The organism is Streptomyces sp. NPDC004667 (genome assembly GCF_040609475.1).
Lineage (GTDB): Bacteria > Actinomycetota > Actinomycetes > Streptomycetales > Streptomycetaceae > Streptomyces.
This window is the reverse complement of record NZ_JBEXKC010000132.1, coordinates 1-12,617: the sequence shown is the minus strand read 5'-3', so window position 1 is coordinate 12,617 and position 12,617 is coordinate 1. Positions and strand designations below refer to the sequence as shown.

Sequence of the window (12,617 nt, the reverse complement as noted above, 5' to 3'; positions counted from 1 at the left end):
CCCCGGGCCGTGGGGCACCCGCCCCCCCCCACCCCCGCCCCCCCCCCTTGGGGGGCGGCCCCCACCCCCCCCCCACCCTCCCGCCACCACGCGCGCCCCCCCCCCCCGGGGGCGCGCCCCTCCCCTCGTCCGGGGGCCCGGTACGCGGGCGGGCCCCCTCGCCGGCCGGGCCCGCGTCAGGCCAGGCCCAGCGCGAACACCGCGAACCCTGCCGCCAGCAGCCCCGCCACGGCGCGCCGCACCACCGGGTTCCGGCGCCCGCCCGCCGTCGGCGGAGCCTCGAACCGGCGCGCGTAGCGGGCGATGACCACCAGCAGCACCGCGAACACCGGCATCCACGCCAGCCGTGCCAGGATCCACCCCAGGGTCTCGGGCGCCGTCGTCAGCCCGGCCACCCCGCCGGCCCCGCCCGCGAACGAGGCGGGCACGGCCGCCGCCAGCATGGCGCTCTGGTGCCAGCACAGGACGGTCATCGCCGACAGGTTGACCACCACCACCGGCGCCCACAGCGCCGGCCGGGCCAGCAGCCGCGTCAGCCGGTCCCGCAACAGCATCGCCGCACCCGACTGCGCCGAGGCCAGTGCCAGCACCAGCAGCGACGGCGGGTGCGAGTTGGTCCGCGCCTCACCCGGTACGCCGACCATCGACGCCGGGTAGTGGAACACCGTCAGCAGCACCGCGAACAGCAGGCCCCCGCCCACCAGCAGCAGCCACGCCCCGCGCCGCCCGATCCGCCGCTCGCCCCAGGAGACGCCGAGCTGGTACGCGAACATCCAGCCCGGCAGCACGTTCAGCACGGACAGCCAGGACGGCACCGCGTCGGACAGCGGCCCGTACCGCAGGAAGTCCACCACCGCGACCGAGACCAGCAGCGGGGCCGCCGCCCAGCCACCGAGCCGCCGGGCGGCCCGCACGCAGTACGGGGTCAGCGCGGTCACCCCCGCGTACACCCCCACGAACCACAGCGGCTGGATCACCAGCGTGGCACCGGTGCGCAAGGTGGCCTCCGGCACGCCGGCCGCGTACAGCGCCGGCGCCGCGAGCGCCCACACCGCCGTCACACCGAGCACCGGCCGCCCCAGCCGGACCATCCGCCCCTTCAGCCAGGCCCCGGTTGAACCGGTGCGCCGGTGGAAGGACAGCACCGAGGCGTAGCCGCCGACCAGGAAGAAGATGCCCAGCATCTGGAGCACCCAGCTCGCCGGGGCCAGGGCGCCGAAGGCCGACAGCGGACTGGCGTTGTGCAGCCCGCCCTCCGGGTCGAGGGTGAACCCGCCGAGCAGCCAGTGCCCGGTCGGCACGGCCAGCAGGGCCAGGGCGCGCAGACCGTCGACGGCCCGGTCCCGGTGGGCCGGCGTCCGGCGGTCGATCCGGGCGGCGGCCTGCGACAGCCGGGCCGGCCCGCGCGGCGTCATCGTCGCGCTCATCGGGCCTCTCCCTTCGCGATCGCGGCGAAGGCCGCCAGCGACCGGGTGCCGGGGGCGAAGTAGCCGGTGTGGCCCTTCACGTCACCGGCGGGCACCCGACGGGCGCCGAAGGCGGCGGAGGTGGGGTCGGCGCCGTGCCCGAGCCCGGCGAACTCCACGTTGGGCACGTCGGCGATCCAGTCCGACGGCCCCCGGGCCGCCCAGACGCGGGCACCCGTCCCCAGCCCGGCGGCGTCGTGCGCGCGCATCCCCGGGGAACCGAACACCACGATGTCGGCGGCGTCCGTGTGCCGGGCCGCGATCCCGCACACCACCGAGCCGTAGCTGTGGCAGAACAGCACCGGGTCGGGCGCCCCGACCGCGTCGAGCCCGGCCGTGAACCGGGCCAGCCGCACCGCACCGGCCTCCGCGAGCCGGCCCCGCGCCGCGTCGAGACCGACCCCGACCGGCGTGGTGTAGCCCGTCCACGCGATGACCGCGGTGCCCCCGCCCGCCGCGGCCCGCAGCGCCCGGGCCATGCCGGCCGGGCCGGTGTCCGCGGCGCGGGGGGCGTCGTGGGTGGTGGCGTCGTTGTCCGACCCCGGCACGATCACCGCGACGTGCGCGGCGTGCTCCAGGTCCCCGAACACCTCGGCGACCTGCCCGCGGCCGCGCGGGTCGAAGGCCAGGATCCGGCGGCCCGGAGAGGCGAGGGAGGCGTAGCGGGCCTCACCCGTGGCGAGGACCGCGAGCCGGTTGGCCTCGTACCGCAGGGGGAGCGGAGCGCCGTCCAGACTGCCCACCACCAGCGGGTGGGAGCGTACGAGCTCCTGTCGCCCGGTCCCGTCCAGCCCGGCGAAGAAGCGGGCCACCTCCCGGGGCGTCGAGGACTGCGGATCGGGCAACGGCCGCCCGCCCACCGAGGCGGCCCGCCAGGCGGCGGTGCCCGGGGGCGGCCCGGTGACCGCGCTCTGGCCGTCGGCGGAAGCCCACCCCGCGGTCCCCGCCGCGACGGCCACCGCCAGCGCGGCCGCGACCATCGTCCTTCCGAAGCGGCGCATGCCCCTTCTCCCTTCCTCGTGACGGGCCTCGTGACGGGCCGTGTGACGAGGAGGAAGGTAGGAAGGAGGTACCGAACGGGGCGTCCCACCAGGGAGCCAAGCAGCCTGTCATACCCCGGTAGGGGGTGGAGGAGGCGGCGGCGGACCGGACCCGGGGCGCCGGGTAGGGGGACCGTGCCGGGGGATCAGGCCGTGTCGCCCGGGCGGACCAGGCCCGCCTCGTACGCGAAGATCACCGCCTGGGCCCGGTCGCGCAGGTCCAGCTTGCCCAGGACCCGGCCGATGTGGGTCTTGACCGTCTGCTCCGCCAGCACCAGGTGCGCGGCGATCTCCTGGTTCGACAGCCCGCGCGCGATCAGCTCCAGCACCTCCGTCTCCCGCGGGGTCAGACCGTTCAGCCGCAGCGCCGGATCCTTGCGCGGCGCCGGCCGCTGCCGCACGAAGTCCGCGATCAGGCGGCGGGTCACCGAGGGTGCCAGCAGTGCCTCGCCGGAGGCGACCACCCGGACCGCCGCGATCAGATCGGCCGGCGGGGCGTCCTTGAGGAGGAACCCCGACGCGCCCGCGCGCAGCGCCTCGTACACGTAGTCGTCGATGTCGAAGGTGGTCAGCATCAGCACCTTGGGCCGGTGCACCACCCCCGGCGGCGGATCGAGCAGCTCCCGGGCCGCGGAGAGGCCGTCCAGCTCCGGCATCCGTACGTCCATCAGCACCACGTCGGGGTGGACGGTGCGCGACACCCGCACCCCCTCCCGGCCATCGGGAGCCTCGCCCACCACGTCGATGTCGGGCTGCGCCGACAGCAGCGCGGCGAACCCCGCCCGCACCATGGCCTGGTCGTCGACGATGATCACACGGATGGTCAACTCGGTTCCTTCTCGGCGTCGTTCAGGGGCAGGCGGGCGGCGACCCGGAATCCGCCGTCGGGCAGCGGGCCCGTGTCCAGGGTCCCTCCGGTCAACCGTACGCGTTCGCGCATCCCCACCAGACCGTGCCCCGTGCCCGAGCTCTCCACCTCCACCACCGCGTCCCGCGCCGGACCGTTGACCACCAGCACGAGCACGTCGCCCCCCGGAGCGGAGCGGGACACCGAGACCCGGGTCCGTGCCCCCGGGGCGTGCCGCACCACGTTCGCCAGGGCCTCCTGCACGATCCGGTACGCCGACAGGTCCACCGCCGGCGGTACCTCCTCGGCCGCGGCCGACGCCAGGGACAGCTCCACCGGCTGCCCGGCCCGTACCGTAGCCTCCACCAGCTGCTGGATCCGGCCGATCCCGGGCTGTGGGAACCGCTCGCCGCCCTCCGCGCCGTTCGTCCCGTCGCCGCGCAACACCGTCAGCAGCCGCCGCATCTCGCCCAGCGACTCGCGCGCGGCGGCCGCGATCGCCGAGAACTCCTCCCGCACCGGCTCCGCCATGCCCGGCAGCCGGTACGGGGCCGAATCGGCCTGCACGGTGATCACCGACATGTGGTGGGCCACCACGTCGTGCAACTCCCGGGCGATCCGCGCCCGCTCCTCCAGCAGCGTGCGCCGCGCCCGCTCCGCCTCGCTGATGCTCTCCTGCTCCGCGATCCGCTGCCGGGCGTCGCCCAGCTGCCGCAGCGCACCCGTCAGGGCCAGCACGGCCCCGCTGAGCACGAACTGCAGCGCCACGGTGTTCGTCACCCCGGCGGGCTCGAAGAAGCCGAGCACCACCCCGGCCGCGCCCGTCGTCAGCCACACCTGGACCAGCGTCCGGACGGACTCGCGCAGCCCCAGACACACCATCAGCACCTGGTAGCCGACGATCACCATCGGCGGCCACGGCCACGTCTGCCCGTCCACCCCGTCCGCGTCGATCAGCAGGACGGCCCCGGCGACGTCGGCGAACAGCACCATGCCCCAGGCGGGCACCGGCCGGGTGACCGCCAGCAGCAGCGGAACGGTCTGCGCCACGCCCAGCGCCCCCGCCCAGCCGCCGTTCGCCCCGTAGTTGTTGGTCAGCACCGTGATGGTCACCGGCAGCAGCGTGATCACGAAGATGCCGACGACCGTGAAGGGCAGTATCCGCTGCCACCGTCTGGGCGCCCGCGCGAACAGCGCCTCGCCGGGCCGGGCGGGAGTCCGCAGCACGACCGCGAACCGGTCCAGCGGGTCCGTGCCCCGCCCCTCCTGGCGCTCGGGCGCGTCGCGCGCCTTGCGGTTGCGGGCACGGGCCGGGATGCGGGCTTTGAGGCTCATGATCCGGACAGCCTATGCGCAGGGCGGCCGCGCATGCCGCGACCCCGGCGGATCCGGTGGCCGCCGGGTTCGTTCCCCCGGCGGGATCCGCTCGTTGACCGGGCATGGAGCTGTTGCCGACCATCGCGGCGCCGGGCGTCGGTGAACGGGCCGACGCCGCGGCCGATGCCGCCTGCCACCTCTACGACGCCGTCCTGCCCTTCAGCGGCGGCGAGCCCGGCGGGTGGAGCCGGACCGCCGCCGAGGACGCCGCCGAGACCATCGAGACCACCGCGCACGCCCTCGCGCACATCCACCCGCGCGCCGAGGTCATCCTCGCGCCCGTGCACGCGGCCCTCGCCGACCTGCGCCGCCAGCTCGCGCTGGCCCCCGCGGACCTGCTGGGCGCCGAGGAGGTCCCGGTGATCGCGCGTACGGTCGGCAACCCGCGCCGCACCCGCTGGGTGCGGGTGCTCACGCCCCCTTCGCCCCGGCGACCGCCGCCTGGTACAGCTTCCTGATATCGGCGCCGAAGTAGGAGCTGTACGAGGTGTCGGCGGTGGGCCCGCCCGTCTCCCAGCCGCCGATCACCCCGACCACGTCCCCGGTCCGGGTGCGGTCGTCGAAGCGCGTGATGAACGGGCCGCCGCTGGTCCCGCCCGGGTAGCCGGTGCAGTCGATGCGCAGGAACGAACCAGGGCTCTTGGGGTCGGTGCTGGTGAACTTGGTCGTGCGGTTGACGCACACGCGCGGGCGGGCCGCCGACGCGGGATGGCCGATCAGGGTCACCTTCGCGTGGGTGAACGTGGCTCCGGTGAGGAGGCGGTTGCCGCCGACGGCGTTCTCCACCGCGCGGCCGGCGGCGTTCGGGCCGACGGCGGCGAAGGCCACGTCCAGGGTGGCCGCCTTCTCCGGCCCCTGGGTCTTGTAGCGCTGGTCGATCCACACCTTGGAGCGGCCCGCGGAGTCACGCAGGACCGGGAACATCCCGTACGGCTGGGGCTTCGCCCGGGTGTAACGCGGTACGAAGGCCACCTGGCGGGTGTCCGACCCGAGCAGGCAGTGCCCCGCGCTCAGCACCAGGTTGCGGCCCGGGGACGAGACCACGCTGGCGGTGCAGAAGTAGGCCCCGGCGCCCTTCATGACGTACATCCGGCCGACGGCCGGGACCCCGTCGAAGTCCTGGCCGATCCCGGCCGTGGACGGCGCGAGGACGGGCCCGGCCGGGGCCCTGGTGGGGACGGCGGGCGCGGGTGACGGCGCGGGGACGGTGGGGGAGGGGAGCAGGTCGGCGGCGGGACCGGACGGGCTCCGGGGCGTCGGGACCGAGGTCGGGGTCGGGGGCGGCGCCGGGGCGCCGGGGGCCACGGGGGCGGACGGATCGCCGGGAGTGGCGGGGGAGGCCGGCGGCGCCACGGCGGCGGCCGGGGTGGAACCGGCGGGGGAGGCGGGCGCTGCGGGGGGTACGGGAGCGGCGACCACACCCTGCGCGGGACCGGCTCCGGCGGGGGTGGTGGCTGCGGGGCCGGTGCCTGCGGGGGTGTCCGCCACCGGAGCGCCCGCCGCGGGGCCGTCGGCCGCACCGGAGCCCTTCGCGGGAACGGCCGACGGGGGATCGGGAACAGGTGCCGGAACGCCGTCGGCCACGGGTACCGGGACGGGGTCCGGCACCGGCAGGGCCGCGGCCATCCGTTCCGGTGTCCAGAAGGCCGCGGCCTCGCGCGCGGTCCAACGGCTCTGGGCCGCCTGCGCGCTGCCCGTCTCCGCGACGGGCAGCGGCCCGCCGGGCAACAGCAGTGCGGCGGCGGCCGTGGCCACCGCCAGCGTCAACGTACGTCGCATGTCTCGCTCCTGAGGGTGTGGGCCGGCAGACCTTTCCGGCCACGGCACTAGACGGCCTGCGGAAACCGGAACAGCCGGTCGGGGTCGTAGGCCCGCCGGACTTCCTCCAGCCGGGGGAGGTTGGAGCCGTAGTAGGCCTCGCGCCAGCCGCCGAGCTTCGGGTCGGCGTAGTTCTGGTACGCGGCGCCGCCCGCCCACGGGCGCAGGTCCTGCCAGAGCCCGTCCAGCCAGGCCCGGTGGCGGGTCACCTCGGCGGCCGGAGCGGACTGCGGCCAGTAGACGAGGTACTGGGCCAGGAAGGCGCTGCCGCGGTGGACGAAGGCGGTGTCGGCGGCGGCGACCCGGTTCAGGGCACCGCCGCACACCCCGTCGAACTGGACGACCCCGAGCCCGCCGCGCGGCGCCTGCCCCGCGTACCGCCGGACGGCCGCCAGCACCGCCGCGACCGCGGGCTCCGCCAGCCCGGACGGGCCCCAGAAGTCGGAGCGGGCGGCGTACGAGTCCCGCCCGAGGTGCCCCCGCGGGTCCCGGCCGGGCAGCCGGCCCGGGAGCCGGCACAGCTCGGGGGCCGGATCGGGGCAGCCCGCCATGGCCCGTACGGTGTCCGGGTAGCTCCGTACGACGGTCCAGCTGTCCCGGGGCCCCCGCCCCACCAGGTCGGTGAGCCGGGTCAGTTCCCGCTCCAGCTCCCCGCGCCCGTCGAGGCACACGACCCGGACGGCGGGCACCGCGGTGGCCGCGGTCCCCGACTCCACCGTGAACTCCACCTGGCTCCAGAACGGGTCCGGTAGCCCGCCCAGCCAGCGCTGCCAGCCGTGCAGCACAGCCGGCGAGTCGGCGTCCGCCCAGTGCAGCTCGGCGAAGGCGGCGTCGGCGACCGGATGGGTGCGCAGCCGGAACTCGGTGACCACCCCGAAGTTGCCGCCGCCGCCCCCGCGCAGCGCCCAGTACAGATCGGGGTCCCCGCCCCCCGGCCCGACCTCGCGCACCACCCCGTCCGGGGTGACCACCCGGGCGCCGGAGAGCCGGTCGCAGGTGGCTCCGTAGGCCCGCGAGGAGAGGCCCAGTCCACCGCCGAGGGCGAGCCCCGCGATGCCGACGGAGGGGCACAGCCCGGCCGGGACGCCCAGACCGTCCGCCGCGAGGGCCGAGTGCAGGGCGGCGAGCCGAGCGCCCGCGCCGACCCGTACCTCGCCCCCTTCGACCGCCACGGTGGCCATCGCCCCCACGTCGACCACCAGACCGTCGACCACGGTGGACCAGCCCGCGTAGCTGTGGCCGCCGCCGCGCGGCACGACCGGGGTGCCCGAGCGGCGGGCGAAGTCCAGGCAGACGGCCACGTCCCCGGCGTGCGCCGGGTAGGCGACGGCCGCGGGGGAGACGGAGTCGAAGCGGGGCTGGAACAGCTGTCGGGCCTCGGCGTAGTCCGCACCGCCGGGCAGGACCACCCGCCCGTCCAGCGCGCGGGCGAGCGCCCCGAAGTCGGCGCCGCCCCGCGGGGACCGGGCGGCCGCGCCCACGGAGGCCAGGACGGCGGCGGCGGTGCCCGCGAGGACCCGGCGGCGAGGGAGGCTCATTCCTCCTTCCTCCCACTGCCCGGCCCGATCGGGGCGAAGGCGGGCCCGCCGAAATCGTGTTGTCAGCCAATTGGACCAGGCGGTGTGCCACGGGGCTGTCGCATGCCTGCGGGGGAGGCGAGTGCCGTGGCTTGGTGCGGCAACGCCAACGGCCGAGGCGGCCCTCCGCAACTTTGGTGGGCCCGCTCGGCGTTTGAGCACAGCCTCAGCCGGGAGAGGCTGCCGAGCCGGGTGTCGAGGACGACACACCTGCGGCCGTGGGGGTATCCGCGAGCGTCCGTGACTCGTCGGTGGTCCGCACCTGGGGCGTACGCGGGCGTAGGGTCTCAGGAATGCGGATAGGCGAGCTGTCACAGCGCACGGGCGTGAGTCCGCGCTCACTGCGGTACTACGAAGAGCAGGGCCTGCTGACCAGCTCGCGCTCTGGGGCGGGGCAGCGTCACTATTCCGATGCTGCGGTCCAGCGCGTGTCACTGATCCGGCAGTTGTTCGACGCGGGTATGTCCAGCCGGGTGATCGTGACCGTACTGCCGTGCGTGGACGTCCCGGGTGACCTGGGCGTCGCCGAGGAAACGTTCGCGGCGATGAAGCGCGAGCGCGACCGCATCGACGCCGGCATCGCGCACCTGATCGAGACCCGGGATGCACTCGACGTGCTGATCAGGGCCAACAGCCGGCACCGGGCGGAGCTGTCCACGGCCTCGGAACCCGTGGCGCAGTCGACCTGATGCTGTGACCTGCATCTCAGCCTGTTGCCCTTCACACCAATGTCAGAGGTGAGGATGGCGACAACGCCCGGAATCACCGGGCCGGTCATACGAGAGGCGGCAGAATATGGCGCAGGCGTGGGGTTTCGACAGGCATGGCGGGCCCGAGGTACAGGAGTTCTTCGATCGTCCTGATCCCGTCCCCGGCCGCGGTGAGGTGCTGATCCGCGTCGACGTCGCCGGCGTGAATCCCCTTGACCACCTTCTGCGTTCGGGTCTGGTCGGCGGGCTCGACGGCGGGCGTCCGTTTCCCCGCGTGCTGGGTATGGAGGCAGCCGGAGCCGTTCTCGCCCTGGGCGAGGACGTCAACGGGCTCGAGGTGGGTGACGCGGTCTTCGGCTTCGCACTCACCGGTGGCGGCACCTACGCCGAGACGACGGTGCTGTCCGCGCCGAACACCGCACGCATCCCGGACGGTCTGTCCGCGACCGTGGCGGCAACGCTGCCGGTGGCCGGGACGACCGCGGTGGACGTGCTCGACCAGCTCGGCCTCCCGGCTGGTGCCACGGTGCTGGTCAACGGGGTCGGGGGCGGGGTTGGCCTCGCCGTCGCCCGGCTGGCGATCGGGCACGGGCTGCGCGTGACCGGCATCGGGAGTACCGCCAAGCGCGAGCACGCCGAGGCCATCGGGATGCGGTTCGTCGACTACACCGCCGAGGACGTCGCCGCCGTGGCACGCGAGCTGGTTCCGGACGGCTTCGACGGCATCGTCGACCTGGTGGGAGGCGCCTCGCTGCGGACGGTCGCTCCGCTGGCCCGGGATCCCCGCAACGTCATCGCCGTGGGTGACATGTCTGTGACCGATCTGGGTGGGCGTTTCGTCGAGCGCCGCGTCGACCGCGAGAACCTGGAGCGGTCGGCCCGGCTGGCCCTCTCCGGAGTCCTCGCACCCGTAATCACCGCGGTCCATCCGCTCTCCGATGCGCCGGCCGCCCTCGCCGCCGTCGAGAACGGTCACACCTCGGGCAAGGTCGTCATCAAGGTGGCATGAGAAGTGCCCGGCTGCCCGACGCCGTCGACGGTCCGTTGCGGGCTGACGAGAACCCGTGGTGGTCCTAGCGGCCGTTGAGGGCGCGGGTCAGGGCGGTGCGGATGATGTCGCCGGTGGTGGGCGGCGATTCGTTCGTGCGGGGTGAGTGCGTCGGGTGTGTCGGTCGGCTGTCCGGTGGCGGGTCAGGGATCTGGTCCCTGTCGCGTAGCAGGCCACGGTGGTCCAGCGCGGCGCAGAACCTTCTTGAGCGCCCGAACTCACGCCGGAGGCATTCGGGCACAACCGGCCCCCCACCGTGCGACGATCGGCCGGGACGCCGTACCCGTACCTGTCAGAAGGAGTCGTCGATGGCTGTTCACCGGGTCGTGCCGAACATCCCCTCGGAGGCCATGGACGAGAACCGGGAGTTCTACGGCCTGCTGGGATTCGCGGAAGTGATGAACCACGGCTGGATCATGACGTTGGCCTCCCCCGCCAGCCCGGCCGCGCAGGTCAGCTTCATGACGGCCGACAAGACCGCGCCCGTCATGCCCGACGTGAGCGTCGAGGTCGACGACGTGGACGCCGTCCACGCCGCCGTGGTCGAAAGCGGAGCGGAGATCGTACATCCCCTGCAGGACGAGGAGTGGGGAGTCCGCCGGTTCTTCGTCCGTGATCCGAACGGTCGCGTGATCAACGTGCTGGGCCACCGGTAGCCCCTTCACGGGGCTACCGGACCGTGCCCTCCCGTCAGTCAGGAAGCGGTGCCCTGGTTCCAGGAACCTCCGTTCCCGAAGGCGAAGGCCGTGTCGCCCTGTCCGGCGTACGCTCCGGACAGGGCGAACGTCGCGGCGGAGGGGCGGTAGACGCCGGTGGTGGGTCAGGGGCGCGGGCTGGGGACGGGCGGCCGCCGCGATGTGCGGCGCGACGAGCATCTCGGACCATGTCTTGGACACGCGCGGGTCTGACGGCCCCGCGTACCGAGGTACCGGCAGGGGGGATGCGTACGACCGCGCCCGCAGAGATCACAAGTGGCGGCGGCGTCACTTGGTTGTCTGAGGAAGCAGCCGCAGCCGGGCGCATCGCAGGCGCGGTTGCGACGCCAACGCGCAGGGCGCCGTCGGGCCCGGCACCAACCACTGTCGCGGACCTGTCAGAGGGCCGGGGCCGAGGCCTGGGCGATGACCACGTCGAGCAGGGCCAGCAGGCTGCCGCGCGCGTCCTCCCGGGAGCGGGCGTCCAGCAGCAGCACGGGGGTGTCGGGGTTCCCCAGGTGCAGAGCAGCGGCGATCTCCTCGGCGGTGTAGGGCTGTTCGCCGTGGAAGCAGTTCGCACCGACCACGAACGGCAGCCCACGGCTCTCGAAGAAGTCGATCGCCGGGAAGCCCCGGTCCAGGCGCCGGGTGTCGACGAGCACGAGCGCTCCCAGGGCCCCGTTCAGCAGGTCGTCCCACATGAACCAGAACCGCTCCTGGCCGGGCGTCCCGAACAGGTAGAGGACCACCCCGGCGTCGGCCAGGGTGATCCGGCCGAAGTCCATCGCGACCGTGGTCAGGGTCTTGGATTCGATGCCGTCCAGGTCGTCGACGCCGATCCCCGCGCTCGTCAGGCGCTCCTCGGTGCGCAGCGGTTCGATCTCGGAGACCGACTCGACCAGGGTCGTCTTGCCGACCCCGAATCCGCCGGCGACGAGGATCTTGACGGGGGACGCTCCGCCGGCGGCGAAAGCGTCGGGAGTGTCATATCCGGGCAAGGTTGTCCCTGATTTTCATGAGCAGGTGGACATTGGTGGTCTCGGCGCCGTCGAGGGGCGGCCGGTGGTGGATCAGCCCGCGGTCGGCGAGTTCGCCCAGCAGCAGCGTCATCGGGGTGAGGCGCATGTGCATCCGGGCGGCGATCTCGGCGACCGCAATCCCGCCCGGTGGCGCGCACATGGCGAGGACGGCCCGCCATTCGGTGGCCAGCCCGGTGTGGGCGTCGTCCGCGGCGACCGCCGCCGTGATGGTGGTGTCCATGGTGAGGGCGGTCTGCGGAGCGGCGGCCGTGCGGCCGTCGGTCAGCGCGTACAGCCGTGTCCGGCGCGGGCTCCTGCGCTGCGGCTCGTCGGGCATTACGGCGTCGGTGCGGAGGTGCGCTCGGGGGTTCCCAGCCACTCGCCGAGTGCCTGGGCGGTCCGTACGGCCTCGCCGCCCAGCTCTCCGAGGCGTGCCTTGCGGTTGGTCACCACGATGAGCGTGCTGCCCTCGCCGCAGCCGACGACGCAGAGGTAGCGGTCGTCCATCTCCACGAGTTGGCGGATGACCCGGCCGCCGTCGATCTCCCTCGATATCGCCTTCATGGTGGCGGCAATACCGGAGGCGGCGGCCGCGATGCGCTCCGCCTGGTCCCGCTCCAGCAGGTAGGCGCTGAGCTTGATGCCGTCGTTGGACAGGAGCACGGCTCCCTCGATGCCGGCGATCCTGCTGAGGTTGTTGTCCAGGATGCCGTAGATCATCTCGCTGGCTGTCATCGTCATGGCCGTTCCGCTCTGAGCTCTGCTTCCACTTTCTTGGTCCCCTCTTCGTAGTCCGCCCAGGCGTCGGCGACCTCTTCGGGTGTCTCCGTGTCCGGGCCGGTGTCCGGCTCCGGTGCGCGGGGGCCGCGGAGCTGCCGGGTGAGATGGGTCTGCGGGACGCGCTCGGGCAGGGCCGGCCGCGCGTCGGCGGGGGCGGCCCCGGAGCGGACGGGCAGCGGCCGCCGGGGCGTCGCCGGTGCGGGTGCGGGTGCGGGTGCGGGTGCGGGCGCGGGAGCCGTG

Annotated in this window: 13 protein-coding genes and 1 pseudogene; 4 read left to right on the top strand and 10 right to left on the bottom strand. The window is 74.5% G+C overall.

Going from position 1 to position 12,617, the window contains the following annotated elements:
• Positions 1 to 176: 176 nt before the first annotated feature.
• The 4 genes from ABZW32_RS36775 to ABZW32_RS36760 form a co-directional block, all read right to left on the bottom strand.
• On the bottom strand, positions 177 to 1,427 hold the full coding sequence (locus ABZW32_RS36775; RefSeq protein WP_356224794.1) for an acyltransferase: 1,251 nt from the start codon (positions 1,425 to 1,427) through the stop codon (positions 177 to 179).
• Entirely contained in the window at positions 1,424 to 2,467 is a 1,044-nt protein-coding gene (locus tag ABZW32_RS36770) for an alpha/beta hydrolase (RefSeq protein WP_356224793.1), read from the bottom strand. Before ABZW32_RS36770 ends, ABZW32_RS36775 begins: the two co-directional genes overlap by 4 nt.
• A 185-nt stretch (positions 2,468 to 2,652) precedes the next feature.
• A complete protein-coding gene (locus ABZW32_RS36765) occupies positions 2,653 to 3,333 on the bottom strand; it encodes a response regulator transcription factor (RefSeq protein WP_249770450.1) in 681 nt (226 codons plus the stop codon).
• Positions 3,330 to 4,688 (bottom strand): histidine kinase, encoded by a 1,359-nt coding sequence (locus ABZW32_RS36760; RefSeq protein ID WP_356224791.1) that lies wholly within the window; start codon positions 4,686 to 4,688, stop codon positions 3,330 to 3,332. The genes ABZW32_RS36765 and ABZW32_RS36760 overlap by 4 nt, the downstream gene beginning before the upstream one ends.
• A gap of 104 nt (positions 4,689 to 4,792) precedes the next feature.
• On the opposite strand from ABZW32_RS36760, the gene ABZW32_RS36755 reads away from it, so the two are divergent.
• A complete protein-coding gene (locus ABZW32_RS36755; RefSeq protein WP_356224790.1) occupies positions 4,793 to 5,188 on the top strand; it encodes a hypothetical protein in 396 nt (131 codons plus the stop codon).
• Here ABZW32_RS36755 and ABZW32_RS36750 read toward each other — a convergent pair.
• Both ABZW32_RS36750 and ABZW32_RS36745 read right to left on the bottom strand, forming a co-directional pair.
• Positions 5,142 to 6,509, bottom strand: a complete 1,368-nt coding sequence (locus tag ABZW32_RS36750) for a hypothetical protein (RefSeq protein WP_356224788.1) — start codon at positions 6,507 to 6,509, stop codon at positions 5,142 to 5,144. The genes ABZW32_RS36755 and ABZW32_RS36750 overlap by 47 nt on opposite strands.
• 47 nt (positions 6,510 to 6,556) lie before the next feature.
• Positions 6,557 to 8,086: an FAD-binding protein gene (locus tag ABZW32_RS36745; RefSeq protein WP_356224786.1), complete on the bottom strand. Its 1,530-nt coding sequence runs from the start codon at positions 8,084 to 8,086 to the stop codon at positions 6,557 to 6,559.
• A 332-nt stretch (positions 8,087 to 8,418) separates the two neighbouring features.
• Between ABZW32_RS36745 and ABZW32_RS36740 the strand changes: the two genes are divergently transcribed.
• The 3 genes from ABZW32_RS36740 (at position 8,419) to ABZW32_RS36730 (ending at position 10,539) form a co-directional block, all read left to right on the top strand.
• A complete protein-coding gene (locus ABZW32_RS36740) occupies positions 8,419 to 8,814 on the top strand; it encodes a MerR family transcriptional regulator (protein ID WP_356224784.1) in 396 nt (131 codons plus the stop codon).
• 106 nt (positions 8,815 to 8,920) lie between these two features.
• Positions 8,921 to 9,844 carry an NADP-dependent oxidoreductase gene (locus ABZW32_RS36735; RefSeq protein ID WP_356224783.1) on the top strand — a complete coding sequence of 308 codons (924 nt, stop codon included), beginning with the start codon at positions 8,921 to 8,923 and terminating at the stop codon, positions 9,842 to 9,844.
• 347 nt (positions 9,845 to 10,191) lie between these two features.
• Complete coding sequence (locus ABZW32_RS36730; protein ID WP_356224781.1) at positions 10,192 to 10,539, top strand: VOC family protein; 348 nt, start codon at positions 10,192 to 10,194, stop codon at positions 10,537 to 10,539.
• A gap of 437 nt (positions 10,540 to 10,976) precedes the next feature.
• Here ABZW32_RS36730 and ABZW32_RS36725 read toward each other — a convergent pair whose 3' ends face one another.
• From ABZW32_RS36725 to ABZW32_RS36710, 4 genes and pseudogenes are all read right to left on the bottom strand, one after another.
• Positions 10,977 to 11,576 carry an ATP/GTP-binding protein gene (locus ABZW32_RS36725; protein ID WP_356224780.1) on the bottom strand — a complete coding sequence of 200 codons (600 nt, stop codon included), beginning with the start codon at positions 11,574 to 11,576 and terminating at the stop codon, positions 10,977 to 10,979.
• Positions 11,563 to 11,934, bottom strand: coding sequence for a DUF742 domain-containing protein (locus tag ABZW32_RS36720; RefSeq protein WP_356224778.1), 372 nt, complete (start codon positions 11,932 to 11,934; stop codon positions 11,563 to 11,565). The genes ABZW32_RS36725 and ABZW32_RS36720 overlap by 14 nt, the downstream gene beginning before the upstream one ends.
• Positions 11,934 to 12,338 carry a roadblock/LC7 domain-containing protein gene (locus ABZW32_RS36715; protein WP_356224776.1) on the bottom strand — a complete coding sequence of 135 codons (405 nt, stop codon included), beginning with the start codon at positions 12,336 to 12,338 and terminating at the stop codon, positions 11,934 to 11,936. Before ABZW32_RS36715 ends, ABZW32_RS36720 begins: the two co-directional genes overlap by 1 nt.
• Positions 12,335 to 12,617 (bottom strand): annotated as a pseudogene (locus ABZW32_RS36710) (hypothetical protein); the annotation flags it as partial. The pseudogene ABZW32_RS36710 and the gene ABZW32_RS36715, both read right to left, overlap by 4 nt.